The organism is Massilia sp. LMS1-1-1.1, from assembly GCF_040815535.1.
Lineage (GTDB): Bacteria > Pseudomonadota > Gammaproteobacteria > Burkholderiales > Burkholderiaceae_D > Janthinobacterium > Janthinobacterium aestuarii.
On record NZ_JBFPNG010000012.1, the window covers coordinates 411,488 to 432,659 of the forward strand.

Annotated in this window: 13 protein-coding genes; 2 read left to right on the plus strand and 11 right to left on the minus strand. The window is 65.6% G+C overall.

Going from position 1 to position 21,172, the window contains the following annotated elements:
- The first annotated feature begins 213 nt into the window (after positions 1 to 213).
- Positions 214 to 858, plus strand: a complete 645-nt coding sequence (gene udk / locus MRBLMS1_RS11860) for a uridine kinase (RefSeq protein ID WP_070303044.1) — start codon at positions 214 to 216, stop codon at positions 856 to 858.
- Positions 859 to 870: 12 nt separating this feature from the next.
- On the opposite strand, the gene MRBLMS1_RS11865 is transcribed toward udk, so the two are convergent.
- The 7 genes from MRBLMS1_RS11865 to MRBLMS1_RS11895 all read right to left on the minus strand — a co-directional run bounded on the left by MRBLMS1_RS11865 (position 871) and on the right by MRBLMS1_RS11895 (position 15,619).
- Positions 871 to 2,040 carry an HlyD family type I secretion periplasmic adaptor subunit gene (locus MRBLMS1_RS11865; protein ID WP_485879520.1) on the minus strand — a complete coding sequence of 390 codons (1,170 nt, stop codon included), beginning with the start codon at positions 2,038 to 2,040 and terminating at the stop codon, positions 871 to 873.
- Positions 2,037 to 4,169: an ATP-binding cassette domain-containing protein gene (locus MRBLMS1_RS11870; protein WP_485879521.1), complete on the minus strand. Its 2,133-nt coding sequence runs from the start codon at positions 4,167 to 4,169 to the stop codon at positions 2,037 to 2,039. Before MRBLMS1_RS11870 ends, MRBLMS1_RS11865 begins: the two co-directional genes overlap by 4 nt.
- A gap of 28 nt (positions 4,170 to 4,197) precedes the next feature.
- A complete protein-coding gene (locus MRBLMS1_RS11875) occupies positions 4,198 to 5,469 on the minus strand; it encodes a TolC family protein (protein ID WP_485879522.1) in 1,272 nt (423 codons plus the stop codon).
- A 135-nt stretch (positions 5,470 to 5,604) separates the two neighbouring features.
- Complete coding sequence (locus MRBLMS1_RS11880; protein ID WP_485879523.1) at positions 5,605 to 12,612, minus strand: hypothetical protein; 7,008 nt, start codon at positions 12,610 to 12,612, stop codon at positions 5,605 to 5,607.
- Positions 12,613 to 13,371: 759 nt separating this feature from the next.
- A complete protein-coding gene (locus MRBLMS1_RS11885) occupies positions 13,372 to 14,373 on the minus strand; it encodes a hypothetical protein (RefSeq protein WP_485879524.1) in 1,002 nt (333 codons plus the stop codon).
- Positions 14,370 to 15,242: an ABC transporter ATP-binding protein gene (locus MRBLMS1_RS11890; RefSeq protein ID WP_485879525.1), complete on the minus strand. Its 873-nt coding sequence runs from the start codon at positions 15,240 to 15,242 to the stop codon at positions 14,370 to 14,372. Before MRBLMS1_RS11890 ends, MRBLMS1_RS11885 begins: the two co-directional genes overlap by 4 nt.
- On the minus strand, positions 15,239 to 15,619 hold the full coding sequence (locus MRBLMS1_RS11895; protein ID WP_485879526.1) for a GntR family transcriptional regulator: 381 nt from the start codon (positions 15,617 to 15,619) through the stop codon (positions 15,239 to 15,241). Before MRBLMS1_RS11895 ends, MRBLMS1_RS11890 begins: the two co-directional genes overlap by 4 nt.
- A gap of 225 nt (positions 15,620 to 15,844) precedes the next feature.
- On the opposite strand from MRBLMS1_RS11895, the gene MRBLMS1_RS11900 reads away from it, so the two are divergent.
- Positions 15,845 to 18,121 carry an NHL repeat-containing protein gene (locus MRBLMS1_RS11900; RefSeq protein ID WP_485879527.1) on the plus strand — a complete coding sequence of 759 codons (2,277 nt, stop codon included), beginning with the start codon at positions 15,845 to 15,847 and terminating at the stop codon, positions 18,119 to 18,121.
- Here the strand turns inward: MRBLMS1_RS11900 and MRBLMS1_RS11905 are convergent.
- The 4 genes from MRBLMS1_RS11905 to MRBLMS1_RS11920 form a co-directional block, all read right to left on the minus strand.
- A complete protein-coding gene (locus tag MRBLMS1_RS11905) occupies positions 18,118 to 18,867 on the minus strand; it encodes a DUF72 domain-containing protein (RefSeq protein ID WP_485879528.1) in 750 nt (249 codons plus the stop codon). The two genes, MRBLMS1_RS11900 and MRBLMS1_RS11905, sit on opposite strands and share 4 nt — an antisense overlap.
- Positions 18,868 to 18,936: 69 nt before the next feature.
- Positions 18,937 to 19,683: a UDP-2,3-diacylglucosamine diphosphatase gene (locus MRBLMS1_RS11910; RefSeq protein WP_485879529.1), complete on the minus strand. Its 747-nt coding sequence runs from the start codon at positions 19,681 to 19,683 to the stop codon at positions 18,937 to 18,939.
- A gap of 86 nt (positions 19,684 to 19,769) precedes the next feature.
- Positions 19,770 to 20,261, minus strand: a complete 492-nt coding sequence (locus MRBLMS1_RS11915) for a peptidylprolyl isomerase (protein ID WP_034756945.1) — start codon at positions 20,259 to 20,261, stop codon at positions 19,770 to 19,772.
- A 73-nt stretch (positions 20,262 to 20,334) separates the two neighbouring features.
- Complete coding sequence (locus MRBLMS1_RS11920; RefSeq protein ID WP_181877859.1) at positions 20,335 to 20,964, minus strand: peptidylprolyl isomerase; 630 nt, start codon at positions 20,962 to 20,964, stop codon at positions 20,335 to 20,337.
- Positions 20,965 to 21,172 lie beyond the last annotated feature (208 nt).

Consider the following 21,172-nt stretch of genomic DNA (forward strand, 5'->3'; position numbering starts at 1 on the left):
TTCTCGTCAATGGCCAATCGATGCTGAAAGAGGTCAGGCATGCAATGCCGGCGCGATGCGTCCCGTCCGCGTACCTTGAGCTTGTTGAGAATACCATCTTGCCAAGCGTTCGCCTATCGGCCCCTTCTTCGGCTGGCTTGTGCCTGCCGCGTGACAGGCCCGGCTTTGCCGCCGTTCCCTGTCAGTCCGGCCCCGTTTCCGGTATCATTCGGCATGAATAATATTTCCTTCCAACCGTTTGTTATTGGTGTCGCTGGCGGAAGCGGCAGTGGCAAGTCCACCGTATCCCAACAAGTGCTCGCGTCTTTCGGTGCCGACATGGTCTCGGTCGTGATGCAGGACGACTACTACTGCGACCAAACCCATCTTTCCCCTGAAGTCCGGCGCCAGCAGAATTACGACCATCCGCAGGCGTTCGAGTGGCCATTGCTGGTGCAGCACATCCAGGCCTTGCGCAATGGCGAAGCGATCGAGATGCCCGAGTACGACTTCACGCTGCACAACCGCTCCAACCGGACCATCCCCGTCAAGCCGGCGCCCGTGATCGTGATCGAAGGCCTGTTTGCCTTGTATGACGAAGACTTGCGCAACATGATGTCGCTGAAGATCTTTGTCGACACGGCTTCCGACGTGCGCTTCATCCGCCGCATGCAACGCGATATCACGGAACGCGGCCGCTCGGTGGAAAGCGTCATCGAGCAGTATCTGGAAACGGTACGCCCGATGCACAAGCAATTCATCGAGCCGACCAAGCGCAATGCCGATGTCATCTTGCCGCATGGCGCCAACGGCCCCGCGGTCGACATGATCACGGCCAAGGTGGCCAGCGTCATCGGCCGCCTGAAGCCTGCCGGTTAACAGCCCGCCAGCTTACCGCTCTCCCATCGATTCCGAGAACGTCTTGGTGATCGGTTTCGTCAGGTAGCGCAAGACCGTCTTGCGGCCCGTGTTGATTTCCACGGTGGCCGTCATGCCGGGCTGGATCAGGATCGGCTCGCCATTCTTGCCCATCAGATTGCGCCCGCTGGTCTTGATCTGCACGCGGTAGTAGGGCTGTTCGTTGCCCTTGTTGTCTTCATTTAAGGTGTCCGCGCTGATGTAGCTGACGGTGCCGCGCAGGCGTCCGTAGATGCCGTAGTCGTAGGCATCGAGTTTCACGGCCGTGGGCAGGCCGGGCTTGATGAAGGCGATGTCGGCCGGCTTGACTTTCGCTTCGATGATCAGGTCATCGTCCGTCGGCACGATCTGCAGGATTTCCTCGCCCGGCTTGGCCACGCCGCCCAGCGTAGTGAGGCGCACATTGCGCACGATGCCGTCCGTGGGCGCGTAGATATCCGTCGAGCCCAGCTGCTCTTTGCGCTGGGTCACCGTCTGCAGTACGCCGGCCAAGTCTTCCTGGGCTTTCACCAGGTCCGTCTGGCTGTCTTGCAAATATTTGTTGCGCCGGTTGGTGATCTGCGCCTGGATGTCGACCACTTGCCGCCGCAGTTTCAGCACTTCGGCGCGGCTGACGTCTCCCGTTTCCAGCAGCGGCAGATTCATTTCCAGTTCTTCCTTGATCAGCTTCATGGCGCTTTCCAGCGAGCCCACCTCCGCTTGCACGGCGCCCTGGCGCTTGCTGAACAGGGCCAGCTGGTTGGCGCGAAATTCCGGAAACGCCTGCAGTTCGGGCGGGAACTTGGGCGCGCCGCCAAACACTTCCGCCTGCAGGCGCGCCACGGCCGCCTTCAGGCCGGCCGCCTTGGCCGTGCTTTCCAGGTAGCTCGTCTCGGCCCGCGTGCGGTCGAAGCGCGCCAGCAATGCTCCTTTTTTTACCATGCTGCCTTCGTGCACGCGCAGTTCGGCCAGCACGCCGCCATCGGCCACCTGGATGATCTGGTTGCGCGAACTGGCGATCACCTGGCCGTTGGCGCGCGTGACCTGGTCCAGCTCCGCCCACGAAGCCCAGGCGATGATACCTGCCAGGGCCGCCGTGCAGCTCCAGATCAGCACCCGTCCCCGTTTCGCTTCCTCTTTCGCTTCGACCTTGGCCAGTTTCATGCGACGGCTCCTTGCGCTACCGGCGCCGTTGCGGAACTGGGCACGGCCTGCGGCTTGCCCGACAGCTTGGCCAGGACAAAGTCGCGCGGGCCGTCGAGCAGCGCCCGTCCCGCCTGCAGCACCACCAGGCGGTCGAGCAGGGGCAAGAGGGCGTTCTTGTGCGTGGTGGCGACCATGGTCACGCCTTCGGCCGCCAGTTCTCCCAACAGTCCCACGATGCGCGCCTCCGTCTTCGCATCCATGGCGCCCGTCGGTTCATCGAGCAGCCAGATGCGCGGCTTGGCCAGCAGCAGGCGCGTGACGGCGATCAATTGCCGCTGGCCGCCAGACACGCCGCGCCCGCCTTCGGTGATGCCCAGTGCCAGGCCCCTTGGCTGGCCCAGTATCAGCTCGATCAGGCCCGTGCGCCTGGCCGCCGCCAGGATCGCTTCCTCGCCCGGGTCGGCCAGTCCCAATAACAGGTTGTCGCGCAGGGTGCCGCTGAACAGCCGCGTTTCCTGCGGCAGGTAGCCGACCATTTCGCGCACCACTGCCGGCGCCAGCAGGGCCATGTCGACGTCGCCCAGGTACACCTTGCCCTCGGCCGGCTGGTACAGGCCCGAGGCCAGCTTCAGCAGGGTGCTCTTGCCCGAGCCGATGGCGCCCACCAGGCCGACCCGTTCGCCGGGGCGGATGGCCAGGTTTTCCACTTCCAGCGCCACCTTTTGCGCGCCGCCATACGTAAAGCGGATGCGCTCGAAGCGCAACCCCGTGTCGAGACTGCGCGGCGTCAGCGCGAACTGCGCGGTGTCGGCTTCGTTGGGCAGGCTGATGACCTGTTCCAGGCCGTCGATCGAGGCGCGCGCGTGCGCCCACTGCACCATCACGGCGGGCAGCTGCACGATGGGCATCAGCGCGCGGTTGCTGATGATGGTGCACGCCATCAGGGCGCCCATGGTCATCTGGTTCTCGGCCACGAACCACGCGCCCATGGAGATCAGCGCCACGTTGGTCAGCTGCTGGAAGGCGGCCGTGATGTTTTGCGACAGGGCAGCATAGTCGCGGATATTCTGTTCCGCGTGGCTCGTTTCGGCCACCAGTTCTGCCCAGCGCGCCTGCATCATCCATTCGGCGCTGCTGCCCTTGAGCGTTTCCACGCCATCGACGGCTTCGACCAGCAAGCCCGCCTTGCGGTTGCTGGCGTTGAGGTTCTTGCGCGTATGGCTCTGGATGGCGCGCTGGAACATCAGCCCGCACACGAGAGCCAGCGGCAGGGCCACCAGCGGCACCACCACGAGCCAGCCGCCGATGATGGTGATCATGCCGAGGAAAATCAGGGCGAAGGGCACGTCCGTCAGCACGAACAGCGAGGTCGACGTCAGTACGCCTCGCACCATTTCAAAGCCCTTCACTTGCGCCGCCAGGGTGCCGACGGAAGCGGGGCGCGCCTCCATGCGGATGCCCAGCATGCGCTGGAAAAACCATTCGGACAATTCATGGTCGACGTCATTGCATGAGTGGTCAACGATGCGGCTGCGCACCTGCTTGAGGATGAATTCCAGGCCGATCGACAGGGCCACGCCTACCACCAGCACCCACAGGGTGCTGAAGCTCTGGTTCGGGATCACGCGGTCGTACACCTGCATGGAAAACAGCGAGGTGGCCATGGTCAGCAGGGTCACCAGCGCGGTGGCCAGCACGGCATCGACGAACACGCTTTTCTTCAGCCACAGGGCCTTGCGCACCAGGCTTAGCGCGCCGGGGCGGGCATCGCTTTTTTCGCTGCGGCGCGGCAGGCCCACGCATGCGAGGCCTGCCAACGAGGCCAGTTGCAGGGCGCGCCCGTCGATGCCTTCGCCGCGCCAGGCGCCGTCGGCGCCGCGCGACTGCAGCAAGCCCCAGCCCGTGCTGGCGCTGTAGACAGCGAACGGCAGCTCGCCCGGCGTGGGCTCGTGCAGCGGGCGCGCCGCGCCTTCCAGCCCGGCCGCCTGCCAGATGGCGGTAAGCACCATGGCGGGCGCGCCGCTGTCGTCGATATCTTCGAGCTGGCGCTGCAGGTCGGCCAGGCGCGCAGCCGCCAGATGCTGGCCTGTCAGGCGGGCGGCCCGTTCGACGAGTGTCAGCAAGCCATGTTTGATGGAGTTATCCACGCTGTCTCCTGTGTGCATCATGTCGGTGTCAATTCGCGCGCGCCAGGCCCGGCGGCGCCGTGCGCCCGGCCAGGGTGCCCGTCTGCGCGGCCAGGCGCAGGCTGGCGGCAATCGCCTGCGCGCGCGTGTCTTCCAGCGAAAACCGCGCCTGGGTTGCTTCGCGCACGGCGTTGAGCACGTCGTTCCAGCTCTTGCGGCCGATCACGTACTGGCGCGCATACGATTCGAATACCTGCGTCGAGGTGGTGCTGGCCTCGCCCGCATTGTCCAGGCGCTGGCGGCTCGCTTCGGCCTCGTTCCAGTCCAGGGTGAAACGCTCGCGCACGTCGCGCTCGGCCGCATCGTGCGCGGCGCGCGCGCCTTCGCGCCGTGCCACGGCCGCGTCCACGCCGGCCTTGGCCGACAAGCCGGCGCCCGGCTGCGCCTGCAGCACCAGCATGGCGCGCGCGCGGTTGTCCGCATTGATGCCGCCGCCCGTGGGCTTTTCCATGCGCAGCACCACCTTCGGCATGTAGGCCGAGCGCTGCATGGTGATCTCGGAATCGGCTGCCTGCGCCTCGAAATCGAGGCGCTGCAGGGTGGGGGAGTAGCCGATGGCCTGGCGCATGACCCGTTCCAGGCTGGCGTCGGGCAGCGGTTCGCCCACGCCGATGCCGGTGGCAGTGACGAGGCGCACGGGTTTGCCGGCCAGCTGCGACAGCTGCGCCAGCGCGTTTTCCTGCGCCTGGCGCGCATTCGACACGTCGTTGGCCGCCTGATAGGCGCGCGATTCGGCCAGGCGCTGGTCCGTTTGCGAACTGACCGACTGCGCCACGCGGCGCTTGATCATTTCCAGCAGGCGCTGGTGCTCGGCCAGCCCCTCTTCGGCCGAGCGCATGCGCGCCGTCTGGCGCAGCGCTTCCGTGTAGGCGGCGATCACGCGCAGCGAGAGGGTCAGGCGTTCTTCCTCGATGGCGGCGCCGGCCGCGTCGACCCGGCTGCCGGCCGCATCGATGCCGGCGTCGATGCGCCCGCCGCTCCACAGCGGCTGCTCGATGCGCACCACGCCGCCCGTTTCCTGCGAACCGGTGGGGACTTCGGCCGACAGGCTGGGGAAGCGCTGCCACTGCGCGCCATCGAGGTCGGCGCGCGCGGCCGCCTGCGCCGAACGTTTGCCCTGCACGGCGGGATGGCTTTGCAGCGCCTGCTGCAAGACCTGGTCGAAGCTCCAGGCGGTGCTGCCCTGGGCCTGGGCGAAAGAGTTGATGGATGCCATGGCCATGGCCGCCAGTACGGCCGCGATGCGTGGCAGTGAAAACAAGGCTGGGGAACCGCGTAATCTCATCCCGTATTTTTCCGGCACCAGGCCTGACGCATTTCAAGGTAGGGGCGGGAGCGCGCTGCCGCACGCTCCCGCTGCCGTGCCAGGCGCGGCGCCTGGCGTGGGTGGCCTGCTTCAGACGACGAAGTTGGCGCCCGTCAGCTGCGTGATGTTCACGCCGCTGAGCAGCACCAGCGCCGTGTCGATGGCGTTGGCGTTGCTCAGGTCAGTCGAGTGATACACGGTCACGGCGCCGCTGTTTTGCGCATCGGCGATGACGATGTAGCCCTGTCCCGACAAGACGCTGTCGTCGGCCGCGATGGCGCTGGCGGCCGCGCCGATCGACACGGACGTGCCGTCGAAGATGAACAGGTTGTTGTTGCCAAAGTCCGTGCTCACGTTGACGCCCACGGCCACCGATGCCGTCAGGTCGGCGATGGCCGACATGTCGATCACGTCGCCGCCGGCGGCCGGCAAGCCCGTGCTGAAGTCGGCCACCGTCAACGGGTTGTGCAGGGCATTCTGGCTCAGCACGAACAGCTGGCTCGCGTCCGTCAGGTCGGCCTGGGCCTGGGCCGCCGCTGCCGCCGCGGCATCGGCATTCGCCGCCACCGTCAGCGAGCCAGCGTCCGTCAGATCGGCCTGTGCCTGGGCCTGCAGGGCGGCGGCCGCGGCCGCGTCGGCTGCCAGTTGCAGGGCGCTGGCGTCCGTCAGGGCCGCTGCCTGCGCCGCTGCCAGCGCCGCTGCCGTTGCCGCATCGGCGGCCTGCGTGAGGGCCACGGCATCGGTCTGGTCGGCGATGGCTTGCACGGCGGCGGCGTTGGCCGCATCCGCATTCGCCACGACGGCCAGGGCGCTGGCGTCGGTTTGCGCGGCGATGGCGTTTGCTTGCACCAGGGCGGCATCGGCTGCCTGCGCATCGGCATTGGCCTGAGCTGCCGCCGCGTCGTCCGCCTGCGCGGCATCCGCATTGGCATGCGCTTGCGCCGCAGCCGCTGCCGCGCTGGCGGCGGCCGCATCGTCGGCTTGCGCCGCTTGCAGGGCCAGCAGCGAGGCCGCGGCCTGCGCCTGCGCCAGCGGCGCGGCCGCATCGGCCGCATGGGCTGCCGCTGCCGCTGCTATCGCATTATTGGCGTTGACGGTGGCCGCCGCTGCCGCCGCATCGTCGGCCTGCGCCGCCTGGGTGATTGCCAGCGAGGCTGCGGCCTGGGCCGCTGCGGCCGCGGCCGCATCATCGTCGTTCTGCGCTGCCGTGGCCGCTGCCAGTGCGCTGGCAGCTGTTGCCGCCGTGCTGACGGCCAGCGCGTCGGCGGCGATGGCCGCCGTGTGCGCGGCGGTGGCGGCAGCGGCATTGGCCGCTGCCTGGTTGGCGGCCGTGTCGTCAGCCTGCGCCGCCTGGGCTGCAAGCAGCGATACCGCCGCTGCTGCGGCGCTGGCGGTGGCGGCAGCATCGGCGGCTGCCGCTGCCGTGGCAGCCGCTTGCGCCAGCGCGGCGGTTGCGGCGGCATCGGCGGCGGCCTGGTCGTCGGCGACGGCGGCATCGTGCGCCGCCTGGGCGTTGGCGGCGTTGGCTGCCGCCAGCGCGGCAGCCGCGTCATCGGCCTGCGCCGCCTGCGTGGCGGCCAGGGTGATGGCAGCCGCAACGGCTGCTGCCGCTGCCGCAACATCGGCGTCATGCGCGTTTTGCGCCGCCAACTGGGCTGCCGCTGCCGCGGCGGCCGTGGCGGCGACGTCGGCGTCGGCTGCCAGCGCTGCATCGAGCGCCAGTTGCGCATTGGCGGCGGCTGTGGCGGCTGCTGCCGCGGTGGCGTCGTCCGCCTGGGCATTGAGAGTGGCGGCCAGGGAAATGGCCGCTTGCGCCGCTACCGCTGCCGCAGCGGCATCGGCGTTTTGCGCCGCGACGGCCGCTGCATGCGCGGCAACCGCATTGGCGGCAGCGGTGGCTGCCGCCGCATCGTCCGCCTGGGCCGCCGCCAGCGCCGCATGGGCGGCAGCCGCATTGGCATTGGCCTGGGCCGCGTCATCGGCCGCACTCTGGGCGGCAAGGAGGAGGTTCAGTTTCAGGGTCTTGTCATTGTCCGCATCCGTGGCATTGACATCGGCCGTGACGGCTGCAGTCAGATTGGCGATGGCCACGTTGAGCGCGATCTGGGCATTGGCGGCTGCCGTGTCGGTCAATTGCGCCGCCAGCGCAGCCGCCGCGGAGAGGGCGGCCGTGTGCGCGGCATTGGCGGCCGCATCGTCAGCGGCCAGGGCCAGGCTGGCCGCGTTCAGTGCGTTGTTGGCCGCCGTGGCGAGGGTGGCCAGCGCGCTATCGGCCGCCAGCGCCGCGTCGGAAAGAAGCTGTGCCGCGGCCGCGGCCGCTGCCGTGCTTGCCGCCGTGGCGTCGTCGGCCGCGGCGGCATTGGCGGCAGCGAGCGAGGCGCTGGCCGTCACTATCGCCGCGTTGAGTGCGGTCGTGGCGTCATTCAGGGCCGTTTGCGCGTTGGCCGCTGCCGTGGCTGCCGTAGCGGCGAGGCTGTCGTCGTTCAGCGCCTGGTTCAGCGCGGCCAGTGCGCTCGCTGCCGCTGCCGCAGTCGTTCCAACGGCGGCATCGGCGGCCAGGGCGGCCTGCGTGGCGGCCAGCGAGATCGATGCCGTGAGGGCGGCAGTGGCAGCGGCAATATCGTCCGCTTGCGCGTGCTGCGTGGCGGCGGCCGAGATGGCAGCAATGGCGGCGGCCGCCGCAGCGGCCGTGTCGGCGGCGGTGGCGGCAACGGCGGCGGCCGTTGCATTGGTAGCGTTCAGCGCAGCCGCAGCGGCCGCCGTATCGTCGGCCAGGGCCGCATTCAGGGCGGCCAGCGCGTTGGCGGCGATGGTAGCGGCGCTGGCGGCGGCGTTGTCGGCCAGTTGTGCCGCCTGCGCGGCCGCTTGCGAGACGCTGGCAACGGTGGCGGCCGTTGCAGCGGCCAGATCGTCGGCGACGGCGGTGGCAGCGGCCGCGCTTGCCGTCACGGCGGCAGCGGCCGTGGCGGCCGCGTTCGCGTCCGCCTGCAAGGCCGCATTCAGGGCGGCCAGGGCATTGGCCGCTGTTGCTGCCGTTGCGGCGGCGGCGGCATCGGCCGCCTGTGCCGCCTGGGCCGCGGCCAGCGAGGTGGCGGCCACCCCGGCGGCGGTGGCCGCGAGCGTGTCGTCCAGCGCCGCCGCCGTGGCCGCCGCCTGGGAAGTCAGGGCCAGGGTCGCGGCGGCGGTGGCTGCACTGTCGGCCGCGAGCGCATTGTTCAGGGCAGTCAGGGATGCCGCCGCTGCGGCTGCTGTTGAAGCGGCTGCAGCATCATCGGCCTGCGCCGATTGTGCGGCGGCGAGCGACAAGGATGCCGTGGTGGCGGCGACCGTGGCCGCCAGCGCTGCCGTCACGTTTAATGGATGGGCCTGCGAATAAGCGGCCAGGGCGGCCGCATTCGCGGCGTCGGTGTTGGCGATGGTGGTCAGGGCGGCAGCATCCGTCAGGGCGGCCTTGGTGGCCGCCACGGTGGCGGCCGTGACGTTGAGCGTGTGGGCGGTACCGAGCAGGACGGCATCCGTGAGGCCGGCGACGGTGGCAGCGGCCGTGGCGGCGGTGGCATTGACGGTCGCAGCCAGGCCCAGGGCGACGGCGTCCGTCAGGTTGGCTGTCGTCTGTGCTGCCGTGGCGGCAGCGGCGTCGACGGTCGCTACCAGGCCCAGGGCGACGGCGTCCGTCAGTGCGGCGGTGGCGGCAGCTGTGTTGGCGGCACCCGTGGCGGCCGTCGACACGGTGCCCAGGGCCACCGCATCGGTCAGGTTGGCAACAGCGGCGGCGGTGCTGGCGGCCGTGTTGGCGGCCGTCGAGACGAGGTTCAGTGCCACGGCATCGGTCAGGTTGGCCGTCGTTTGCAGGGCGGCAGCGGCAGCCGCATCGGCCGTGGCGACCAGGCCCAGTGCGGTGGCGTCCGTCAGCGCGGCGGTGGCGGCAGCCGTATTGGCGGCCGTGGTGGCCGCTGTCGACAGCGTGCCCAGGGCCACCGCATCGGTCAGGTTGGCAACATTCGTCGCCGTATTGGCGGCTGCTGCGGCGGCCGTGGCGAGCAGGCCCAGGGCGGCGGCGTCCGTCAGGTCGGCCGTTGCCTGCAGGGTGGCGGCCACGGTGGCGTCGGCGGTCGAGATCAAGCCCAGCGCCGTGGCGTCCGTCAGCGCCGCCAGGCTGGCGGCGGAGCTGGCGACCAGCGCATCGGCATTCGAGATGAGGCTCAGCGTGGTGGCATCGGTCTGGCCCGCCGTCGTGACGGCCAAGGCTGCGGCCGCGTCGGCTGCGGAAGAGACCAGGCCCAATGCCACGGCGTCGGTCAGATTGGCAACGGATTGTGCCGCCGTCAGCGCGTTTTGTGCCAGCGTATTGGCAGCCGTCAAGGTGCTGACAGCCGTTTGCGCGGCAAGTTCAGCGGCGGCGTCGGTGGTGGAAATGAGGCCCAGCGCGCCGGCATCGGTCAGTGCGGCCGTGGCGGCGGCGGCGGTGGCGGCGGCTTGCGCGGCCGCGGCGGCACTCACTGCCGAGATATCGATCCCGCCAAGGGCGGCAGCGGCTTCTGCCGCCGAGACGGCGGAAGCGGCCGCCGCGGCGAGCGCTACTGCATCGGTCAGGTTGGCTGTCACTTGCAAGGCGGCTGCCGCCGCCGCGTCGGTGGTGGCGGTCGCGGCAAGGGTGATGGCATCTGTCAGGCTGGCAGTGATTTCGGCGTTATCGGCATCGGTCTGCAAGGCATTGACGGTGGCCGTCAGATCGAGCACGCTGGTCTCGCCGGCCGTCACGTTGGCGGCCAGGGCGGCGAGGTTGGCGAGGTTGAAGGCGTTGAGTGCAACGTTGACGTCCAGCAAGCTGGCTTGCGCATTGGCGGCCGCCGCGTCGGCATCGGCCTGGTCGGCCGCTTGCTGCAGGGCGACGACATCGGTCTGGTCGGCCACTGTCTGGGCATTGGCGGCATCGCTGGCTGCGGCTGCGTCGGCAGCGGCCAGGGCCGCCGCATCCGTCTGGTTGGCCGTCGTTTGCGCGGCCAGCGCGGCGGCCGCATCGGCGTCGGAAACCACTTGCAGGGCGGCCGCGTCCGTCAATGCTGCCTGCGCGGCGGCGGCGATGGCGGTATTGGCGGCCGCATCGGCCGTGATTTGCAGGGCTGCCGCGTCGCTCAGGCTGGCTGTGACGACGGCGTTGGCCGCCACAGTGGCGGCAAGGGCTGCTGCGGCGTCGAGCGCGGCGGCATCGCTACTGGCGGCCAGGGTGGCGGCGGCCGCCGTGGCAGCGTCGGCATCGGAAATCAGGGCCAGCGCAGCCGCATCCGTCAAGCCGGCCTGCAGCTGCGCCGCGTCCGACGCCAGAGTGGCGGCATCGGCGATCAGGCCCAGGGTGGGCGCGTCCGTCATGTTCGCTTGCGTCTGGGCATTGGCGGCGTTCGTCGCGGCGGCATTGGCGGCCGCTTGCAGGGCGACGGCGTCCGTGGCATTGGCGATGGCGGCGTCCTGGGCGGCAACGCCGGCGTCGGCGTCCGCTGCCATCGTCAGGGCGACGGCATCGGTGAGGTTTGCCTGTGCATCGGCGGCAATGGAGGCATTCGCGGCGGCGGTGGCGGCAATGCCCAGTGCCGTGGCGTCGCTGGCATTGGCAGCGGTCGCTGCATCAGCCGCAGCGGTGGCCGCGGCGTTCGCGGCGGCAGCCAGGGCGGCGGCATCGGTGACATCGGCCAGTTCGGTCGCAGCGGCAGACGCGGCGGCATCCGCATCCGAGACGAGGGCCAGGGCAGCGGCATCGGTAAAGCTGGCCTGGATGCCGGCCGAGACGGCGGTGTTGGCGGCGGCGGTTGCCGCCAGGTCCAGCGCGGCAGCGTCCGTGGCATTGGCCAGCGCCGTGGCGGCGGCGGCAGCGGCGGCATCATTGGCCGAAATGACGCCAAGTGCTGCCGCATCGGTCAGTGCTGCTTGGGTGTTGGCTGCGGCGGCGACCACGTCGGCCGCATCGGCGATGGCTTGCAGGGCAGGGGCATTGGTCTGGTCCGCTTGCGTTTGCGCCGCATCGGCGGCGGCCTGCGCGGCGGCGGCGTTGGCGGCGGCCGTGGCGGCAGCCGCATCGTCATTTTGTGCCGAGGTGGCGGCAGCCTGGGATATGGCGGCGGTAGCAGTCGCCGCAGCGGCAGCGTTGTCGTCATTCGTGGCGGCGTCAGCGGCCGCTTGTGCGCCGGGGACGACAGCGGCCGTGCTGACCGCCAGCGCATCGTCGCTGGTGGCGCTATTGGCGGCGAGCAAGGCTGCGGCAGCGTCAGCGGCCGCTTGCGCCGCCAGCTGGTCGGCCAGGAGGGCCGCATTTGCAGCGGCCAGCGAAGCTGCGGCCGTGGCCGCTGCAGCCGCCGCCGCGGCGTCATCGGCCAGGGCATTGGCGGCGGCCGCGGCGGCGGCGGCGGCGGCCAGCACGGCTGCGTCGGTCACGACGGTGGTGGTGGATTGATTGCCAGTGCCACCGCCGGTCGAGCCGCCTGTGCCACCGGTACCGCCCGTGCCGCCTGTCCCCGTGCCGCCTCCGGTGCCGGAACCGCCAGCCGCAGCGCCACCGCCTCCGCCACCGCCTGCCGCTGCGGCAACGAGGCCAAGGCCGCCGAGCGCGCCCAGCACGCCAAGTCCGCCCAGGCCGCCCGCAGCGCCCGCGCCGGCGCCGGCACCGCTACCGGCGCCAGCCGACGCTCCGGCAACATCCACGACACTGCCGCTGGGGATGCCGGCCGCGCCCGCCCCCGCGCCTGTGCCCGTCGCGCCTGCGGCGCCACCATTGTTATCGCTTTGCGGCGTGCCGAGGTCGGCACTGCCATTGCCGGCCTGGCCTGTGGCCGCGCCACTGCCACCGGCTGCCAGGGCGGCTGCCGCCACAGCGGCCGCCGCGCCCACGGCGCCGGCATTGCCGCTGGCGGCGCTTCCCGTGACTTCCACGACATTTTCAGGCGGCATGGTCGCGCTGGCATCGTCCCCCTTGATCAGTTCATCTTCGTCATACTGCTTGCGGTCACCGTTTTTCGGGTCGACGGTTTTTTTTACAGGCGTCGCGAGCTTGGCGCCAGCGCCTTCGGCATTGACGGGAACTTGTGCTGGATTTTGGGTGGTGGCCATTTGAAAAGTCTCCGGAAAAGGTTAAGTATTCGTGCAATTTTCTAAAATAATAAAAAATCAATAATCTGCTGCGATTCCTTGCTTGCTCCGGCGAGGCTTGGGCCGTGGTTGAATGCTGGTGTTTCCGATGTTGATAGTGGCAAGTAAAACATAATTGGGAAAAAAACGCTGGGGCAAAAGAGCGCTACTTCGGCAATATTTAAAATGTTATTTTCATATTTGTTTTATGCGTCGACGCTTTCCTGTGTTTTGTTGCACCGGCAACTGGCTTGTCCGGCGGGACGCAAGGGCAAGGTACAGCCTTTGCACAAAATGGGCAGCGCCTCTCACTCTGAGGATAGTTTCAATTTTGAAACTTCCAATTTCATTTTGATCACGTTCTATGACATTATTTTCTCTGGCGTCATGCAGCTGAATAATCACGAATTGTCACGAAGCAGGTGTTTTCGGCTGAGTCTGCTGTCTTGCCCGCGTATTTCTGCGTCTTTTATCCAAAAAACCACCTTGCTATCGAATTGCTAGTTGTTGTTTTTTGAATGCCGATTATCAAATATGATTGGTAATAAAATACGATAGAAATAATTATTTGTAATTTTAGTATCGAATTAATGCTATCGAGTGAATAGTCTTGTTGTGGCGGGAGGGGATTTTTATAATAACTATCGCTAAGGTAGTTATTATCTTGGGGGCTGAATGGAGTAGAAATGAAAAACGCCCCGGCGGGCGGGGCGTTTCGTATGGGGCAGTGAAATTGCGCTGTCAGCCTTCCTCGCGCCAGCGGCGCAGGCGGATGGCGGCGTAGATCAGCGCCGCGCCTGCCGCCGCACCCAGCCAGACGGCTGGCAAAGCCAGGCTGGACCAGGAATTGCTGAACACATCGATGCGCGTCATGTGCGATCCCCCCTCTGCCAGGGCGTGCATGTGCGACAGTAGTTGCGGCTCGAACAGATACCAGCTGCCGGGAAGGGTGCCCAGCAGGGCGCGTCCGATGACATTCATCTGTATCCAGCTGACATTGCTTTCCGTCTGCGTCAGCTTGCCGGCCCACACTGTCAGGATGAGCAGCAGCAGCGGCACGCCGACGGCCCACAGGAAGACTTTCGATTTGGCCCAGCTCGAGACCATCAGCAGCCAGCCGACCGTCGGCAAGGCCCACAGGCAATACACAGGCAGCAAGCCGAACACGCGCAGCGGTCCCAGGTACAGACCGGGGGTGGCGAGCAGTTCGGCAAACACGTGGATGCCGTTGGCCGCCAGCACGCCGCTGAGTATCAGGATCAGGGCCAGCGAAGTCAGGCTGGCGGCGGCGGCCACGATCAACGGCGCGACCAGCAGGGCGATGGCCGCTTTCGACAGCACTGTCTGCGCATCCGAGATGGGCAGCGATTTCCAGAACAGCACGCTGCGGTCGCGGCGGTCGTCATGCAGGGCGCTCAGGCAATAGAAGAACACGAGGAAACCCAGCGCCAGGAACAGCGGCGCGGCCGCGTACGTGTAGTTGTTGGCGACGGCGTCGATGATTTCCGTGCGGCGCGGGCCGAAAGTGCGGGTATTGAAGACGGTGCTCCAGGACACTTCCTCGCCATTGACGATGAGCGCCGTGCGCATCTTGGTCTTGGCGATGGTGCCTATCGTCATCAAGGCGCCCAGCACAGTCATGACGATGCCGATCAGGGCGGGTGTCCATACCAGCATGCCCTTGTGTTCCCACAGTTCACGCCGGATCAGCCATTGCAGCTTGTTGGCAGGGGAAATACTCATTGGTACGATCCTTTCATGGTCGCGACAAACAGGTCAGCCAGGCTGGGTGTGCGTACTTCGCCCAGGGCGGCCAGCTGGGTGCGGGCGACGCCGTCGAACAGCATCACCGACTTGCCGAATACGCTGCGTTCGCTGATCGGCTGCAGCGCGCGCGCCGGATTGACGTGCTGCGGGCCCACCATCACTTCGATATAGCGCTCGCCCACTTCTTCCATGCTCGAGGCCAGCACGATCTTGCCGTCGCGAATGAACATCAGGTCGCTGAGGATGTGTTCCACTTCCTCGATCTGGTGCGTGGTGATGACGATGGTCTTGTTTTCATCGAAATAGTCTTCCAGCAAGTTCTGGTAGAACTGCTTGCGGTACAGGATGTCCAGGCCCAGGGTCGGCTCGTCGAGCACCAGCAGTTTGGCGTCGATGGCCATCACCAGCGCCAGGTGCAGCTGCACCACCATGCCTTTCGACATGGCCTTGACCTTCATCTTCGGCGACAGCTTGGTGTGGGCCAGGTAGCGTTCGGCCTTGCTGCGGTCGAAACGTGGATGCACGCCAGCGACGAAATCGATGGCGTCGGCCACGCGCAGCCAGCCCGGCAGGATGGCCACGTCGGCGATGAAGCACACGTCGTCCATCAGCGCATCGCGCTGCACACGGGGATCGCGCCCCAGCACCGACAAGTCGCCTTCGAAGCCCGTCAGGCCCAGGATGGCTTTCAGGGTGGTGGTCTTGCCGGAACCGTTCGGCCCGATCAAGCCGACGATGCGTCCCGGCGCGATATCGAAGCTGATGCCAGCTATGGCCACCTGCTTGCCATATTGCTTGTGCAAGCCGCGCGCGCTGATGACGCTGTCCTTGTTCAATGCATTCATGCGTTCTCTCCATGTGCGCCGCTGTCGCGGCTCGCTTGCAGTAGTTGTTCGAGGTTCAGGCCCAGTTGCGAGATGCGTTCCAGCATCGCTGGCCATTCTTCGCGCATGAAGCGCTCGCGTTCACTGGCCAGCAATTTGTCGCGGGCGCCTTCCAAGACATACATACCGAGTCCTCTGCGTTTTTCCACCAGGGCATCGTCGACCAGTTCCTGATAGGCGCGCGACACGGTGATGGGATTCAATTGATAGTCGGCCGCCACCTGGCGCACCGAAGGCAGGGCGTCGCCCGACTGCAGCACGCCATCGAGCATCATGCCCACCACCCTGGCCTTGAGCTGGCGGTAGATGGGGCTATTGTCGTTCCATTCGGCGCTCATGGGATGCGCTCCCATAAGGGTGGTGCGGCGCGGCGCGTGAAAAATGCGGTAGGCATTGAAGCTCCGTGATGTATTGAGTTGGTGTTGTGGTTAACTATAACAGTGAAAATCAAAATGTCAACATATACATGTTTTTATATCCACAAGGAAATTATAATGTTGCGTGTTTGAGAAACTTACTTGATAACTTTTGGCGAACATGTCGCCACAACCATGAAAGCAGAAATGATAAATTGCTTTGGAGAAGTACAAAACCTGTTCAGGCGTGCTGGTAGCGGCGCCGCCCTGTTGGCGCTATTGAGCGCCTGCGGCGGCGGTTCCGGCGGCGCGTCCACGCCGCCACCAACGCCGGTGGCGCCGGTCGAGACGCCGCGCTATCTGCTGGGCGGCACGGTCAGTGGCTTGTTGCCTGGCGCCAGCGTCGTGCTGGCAAACGGCACGGATAAAGTGACCGTCACTGCCAACGGTGCTTTCAGTTTTGCCGGCAAGCTGACGGTGGGCGCCAGTTACGAAGGCAAGGTCGACAGCGCCTCCGCGGGCCTGGGCTGCAGCATCGCGCAAGGCGCGTCGACCATGGGCACTGCGGACGTCAACACCTTGGCCGTGCGTTGCCTGCCCATCGTACTGGCCGGCGTGCAGGAACATATCCAGCGTGTCGATGGCATGGTGCGGGATGGCGCGGGCAATTATTACATCGCCGATGTTCCCTCGCAAGTGATCCACAAGCTGGCCCCTGACGGCAGCCTGAGTATCTACGCCGGGATGCCAGGCAAGGCTGGTGCCGTTGATGGGCCTGCTGCCAGCGCGACTTTCTACATGGGGGGCGGCCGCGCACCGCTGGCGATCGACGGCGAGAAGAATCTGTATGTTTCCGACAGCTGCAATGGTCAGATAAGAAAAATTACGCCGGCTGGCGTGGTCAGTACACTGGCCGGCAAGCGCCGCGCCAATTGCAGTGCAACACAGGCCGAGCCGGATGGCGTGCCTGTGTATGCCGACGGACCGGGGGCGCAAGCCCGGTTTGGCGTGATCGCCAGCATGGCCATGGATCCGAACGGTGATTTGCTGCTCGTCGATGATGGACAGCTCCAGGTTCGCCGGGTGACGCCAGCTGCCGTGGTCAGTTCCTACAAGGTCATGTTGGCCGAGCCGAATGGCCTGCCGCGCGCAGGACGAGTGAGCCAGATGGCAGTCGATACCAGCGGCGTCATTTACTTGAGCAACAGTAACGGCAGCAAGATATATCGCCTTGATAATAATGGCGTGGCCTCCCTGGTTGCCGGAAATACGAGGACGACTGGCTATGACGGCAAGGGCGTCAATGCCAGTTTCAGTGGCGTGCGTGGCATGGTGTTCGAGCGCAGCGGCAATTTGTTGCTGGCCGACCGCGATGCCATCCGCCGCATGACGCCCGGTGGCGAGGTGACGACGGTGGTGGGCCGGTATGTGCCTGACGCGGGAGGGAATTATCTCGACTGGAAAAACCTGGCCCAGATATTGATCGGCGATGCAGGCAGCATGCTGGTCTACGATTCCACCTTGCAGCGCCTGAGCTGGGTGGATGCCGGCAACAGGATTGCGACTATCCCTGTCATGCTGGGCAATACGGGGCAGGCGGATGGCGTGGGTGTTGCGGCTCGCGTGGGCAATGTCAAGGCATCGGACATGTGCAGCGATCCCGCCGGGAATGTCTACCTGCTCGATGCGGCCAGCAAGGTGCTGCGCCGGCTGGCGCCCAATGGCAAGCTCGAAGTCTATGCGGGGATTGCCGGCCGCGCCGGCAGCGATGACGGCCCGCGGCTCAGCGCGACCATGCAAAGCCCCGTGGCGATCGCTTGCGGCGCGGATGGGGCCGTGTATGTGGCGGACAGGGCGGCGACTTCCTCTTCATTGAATTTGCGCAAGATCAATGCTGAAGGGGCCATGTCCACCGTCGAGCCATTGCCGGCAGGTAGCTTTGGCCTTCAGCAGTATATCCTGGCGGTTGACAAGGATGGCTATATCACATGGACGGAGGCTTTGGGCGAAGGGATTTATCGTCGCCCGCCCGGTGGCGTATTTTCCCTGTTTGTGTCCTTTGAGACGCTCGCGCGCTCCTTCGGTGACAGCGTTCTCGGCTTGCAAGATATTCTGCCCTACAGCATGGTGTTTGACAGCAAAGGCAATATGTATTTTGATGATTTCTATCATCAAGTGATCTTCAAGGCGGATCGTGCCGGCGCCGTGACCGTATTTGCCGGCACCTTGTACTCGACTAAAAATGCCGACGGTGCGCCTGGCGTAGGCAGCCTGTCCTTTGCCGGCATGCCCAGCCTGGCCATCGACAAGGCCGACAACCTGTACCTGAGCGGCCAGGATGGCGTGCGCAAGATCGATACGGCCGGGGTCATTTCCACGCCGCAACTGGCATGGGGCAATCCCATCGTGGAGGTCCTGGCTTTTGGCAACGGTACCTTGTATGGCTATACCGCCCGCGCCATTGTCCAGACGCCTGTGCCTTAAGTGGAGCGATGCGCAGGCGCGGCTGGCGACTCCCTCAGCCACGCCTGCAAGTCCAGCGCATTGAACAGGGCGGCCCCGGCCGCCGTGTTATCGAAGATGCACCAGTTGTCCGCCTGCACCGATGCGTGCAATTCAGCGGCCAGCGCCGCCAGGTAGTCGGCCGGGTAGTCGGAATAATATATTTTCGGGCTGCCGTGCAGGCGCACGTAGGCCACGTTGGTCGTTGGCACGTGCGGTCCCGGCTGGCCGGCAGGCGGGTCGGCGCGCACGCGTGTGATGCGCTGCATTGTTAACAGCTCGGTCGCCCCTTGCTCGAACCAGCTGGGATGGCGCGCCTCACACGCGAGCATGCCGTCGAAGCGCTGGCGCAGGGCGGTGAAAAATGCGGCAGCCACGTCCGCTTCGAATCGCAGGCTGGGCGGCAGCTGCACCAGTACGCAGCCCAGCTTGCTTCCCAATTCCCCCACTTCCGATGCAAAGCGATCGAGTTCGGCCTCACCATCGCGCAAGCGCCGCTCGTGCGTGATGCTGCGCGGCAATTTCACGCTGAAGCGGAAATGCTCGGGCACGCTGGCGGCCCAGCGCGCATAGGTGGCGGGCTGGTGCGGGCGGTAGAAGGAGCTGTTGATTTCCACGCAGTCCAGTACCTGCGCATAGCGCTGCAGGTGGCTGCCATCGAGGGGGAAGTGGCTGGCGGCGGCGCTGGAAATACTCCAGCCGGCCGTGCCGATGTAAACAGTATGCATGGCGCCATTACAGCAAGGCCAGGCGGGCCCGGCTATCGGACAAATGCCCGTGCCGCCGTCGGCGCAGACCTAGTCGATGATGTTGCCGTTCAGGTCGTGGCGCGTGATGTTGCCGCGCGCATCGATGGCGATCCAGCCGCCGCGCGGCGGCGTGACATCGCATTCCCAGTCGGGCAAGACGTAGCGCAAGGTATTGTCGACCCGGTGCAGGGCAGGGCGGTGCGTGTGGCCGTGGATCATGACGGTGCTCGCGTGTTCGGCAAACACTTGCGCGACAGCATCGGGCGTGACATCCATGATGTCCATGGATTTTTCGCCATTATGCTCGCGGCTGCTCTTGCGCAAACCGTCGATGATGGCCTTGCGCTGCGCCAGCGGCATGGACAGGAACTGTTTTTGCCAGGCGGGCTGGCGCACCATGGCGCGAAACTCCATGTATTGCACGTCTTTCGTGCATTCGGCGTCGCCATGCAGCAGGACGATGCGCTGGCCCGCGATCGTGGCCACGTGCGGTTCGCTGAGCAGGGTGGCGCCAGCGGCGGCGGCAAAGCCGGAGCCGACAAGAAAGTCGCGGTTGCCGGCGATCCAGTAGACGTGCACGCCAGCATCGCTGACGGCGCGGATGGCGGCCGTCATGCGCGCATTGAACGGGTCTTCCAGATCATCGTCGCCGGCCCAGTATTCGAACAGGTCGCCCAATAGATACAGCGCTTGCGCATATTGCGCATGGTGTTCCAGGAAAGAAAGAAACGCCGCGCTCGTGCGCGGGTGCGAACTCTGCAGATGCAGGTCGGAAATAAAGAGTGCGGCAGGCATTGTCATCGTTCAACGCTCCCAAAAAGTGATGTGCATGGAAAAGCGCAAACGCGGCAATGCCTGTTATTCATGATGCTGAAGCCTGATTACGCGGCTTCTACCTTCTCGATGATCACGTCCGTCACTGGTACGTCGGCGAACATGCCGGCGCGCGAGGTTTTGACGGCGCGGATGGCGTCGACGACTTCCTTGCCTTCGGTGACTTTGCCGAACACGGCGTAGCCCCAGCCGTCCTGGCCTGGATAGTCGAGGAAGCTGTTGTTCTTGATGTTGATGAAGAACTGGGCCGATGCCGAGTGCGGATCCGACGTGCGGGCCATGGCCAGCGTGTAGGTATCGTTTTTCAGGCCGTTCTTGGCTTCGTTTTCCACGGTGGTGTCGGCTGGCTTTTGTTTCATGCCTGGCTCGAAACCGCCGCCCTGGATCATGAAGCCGTCGATGACGCGGTGGAAAATCGTGTTGTCGTAGTGACCGGCTTTCATGTAGGCCAGGAAGTTGGCAACCGTTTTCGGCGCTTTTTCGGCGTCCAGTTCAGCGGTGATCTTGCCCAGATTGGTGGTGATGATGACGGAGGTCATGATGATCCTTAATAAATTGGATGAATAATTGATTCAGCGGCGCCAGGCAGGCCGGCGCCGCAAAAACGCTATTTTACAGTTTTGCGGGCGCGGATTTGAGTAAAGTCGCCGATTCGATCACCACGGGGGTGACCGGCACGTTCTGGTGCGGGCCCTTGTCGGCAACGGGCACGGCCTTGATCTTGTCGACCACGTCCATGCCGCTGACGACTTTGCCGAACACCGTGTAGCCGAAACCGTCTCGGCCAGGGTAGTCGAGCGCGCCATTGTCGTTGACGTTGATAAAGAATTGCGCGGTGGCCGAATGCGGGTCGCCCGTGCGCGCCATGGCGATGCTGTAGGTGACGTTTTGCAAGCCGTTTTGCGCTTCATTCTTGATCGGCGCCTTGGTGGCTTTCTGCTTCATGTTCTTGTCGAAGCCGCCGCCCTGTATCATGAAGCCGTCGATGACGCGGTGAAACACCGTGCCCTTGTAGTAACCGCTTTTGACGTACTGCAAGAAATTGGCCACGCTGTGCGGCGCTTTTTCCTGGTTCAGTTCCAGCACGATCTCGCCCATGCTGGTTTTCAGGGCCACGTGGGGCGTGGGGTCGAGGGCGGTCGCCGGAGCGGCTGCCACGACGGCGCTGCCCAGGGTCAGGCCGGCAAACAGGGTGCAAAAACGGGCCAGGAAAGACAGGCGTTTCGATTTGATTTCTTGCATGAAGGCGTCCTTGATCGTTATTTTTCTCTAAACTTGCTTTAATTGTAAAGAAATGAAAATTCGGTTGAACATCGTAAAAACCTGATTCATATCGGGCCAGTATGGTTTTTATCAATGTTATACTTGACCGCTAACGCCCTAATTCTAACAAACAAGAACAACAATACAGCGGGTCGTCCCGTCTCGGCGCACACGGCAGTTCTGTGGC

What these genes read in the sequence shown, in the direction of transcription:
- udk (WP_070303044.1), top strand. Translation starts at nt 214, where the DNA reads ATGAATAATATTTCCTTCCAACCGTTTGTTATTGGTGTCGCTGGCGGA.
- MRBLMS1_RS11865 (WP_485879520.1), bottom strand. Translation starts at nt 2,040, where the DNA reads ATGAAACTGGCCAAGGTCGAAGCGAAAGAGGAAGCGAAACGGGGACGG.
- MRBLMS1_RS11880 (WP_485879523.1), bottom strand. Translation starts at nt 12,612, where the DNA reads ATGGCCACCACCCAAAATCCAGCACAAGTTCCCGTCAATGCCGAAGGC.
- MRBLMS1_RS11885 (WP_485879524.1), bottom strand. Translation starts at nt 14,373, where the DNA reads ATGAGTATTTCCCCTGCCAACAAGCTGCAATGGCTGATCCGGCGTGAA.
- MRBLMS1_RS11890 (WP_485879525.1), bottom strand. Translation starts at nt 15,242, where the DNA reads ATGAATGCATTGAACAAGGACAGCGTCATCAGCGCGCGCGGCTTGCAC.
- MRBLMS1_RS11895 (WP_485879526.1), bottom strand. Translation starts at nt 15,619, where the DNA reads ATGAGCGCCGAATGGAACGACAATAGCCCCATCTACCGCCAGCTCAAG.
- MRBLMS1_RS11900 (WP_485879527.1), top strand. Translation starts at nt 15,845, where the DNA reads ATGATAAATTGCTTTGGAGAAGTACAAAACCTGTTCAGGCGTGCTGGT.
- MRBLMS1_RS11905 (WP_485879528.1), bottom strand. Translation starts at nt 18,867, where the DNA reads ATGCATACTGTTTACATCGGCACGGCCGGCTGGAGTATTTCCAGCGCC.
- MRBLMS1_RS11910 (WP_485879529.1), bottom strand. Translation starts at nt 19,683, where the DNA reads ATGCCTGCCGCACTCTTTATTTCCGACCTGCATCTGCAGAGTTCGCAC.
- MRBLMS1_RS11915 (WP_034756945.1), bottom strand. Translation starts at nt 20,261, where the DNA reads ATGACCTCCGTCATCATCACCACCAATCTGGGCAAGATCACCGCTGAA.
- MRBLMS1_RS11920 (WP_181877859.1), bottom strand. Translation starts at nt 20,964, where the DNA reads ATGCAAGAAATCAAATCGAAACGCCTGTCTTTCCTGGCCCGTTTTTGC.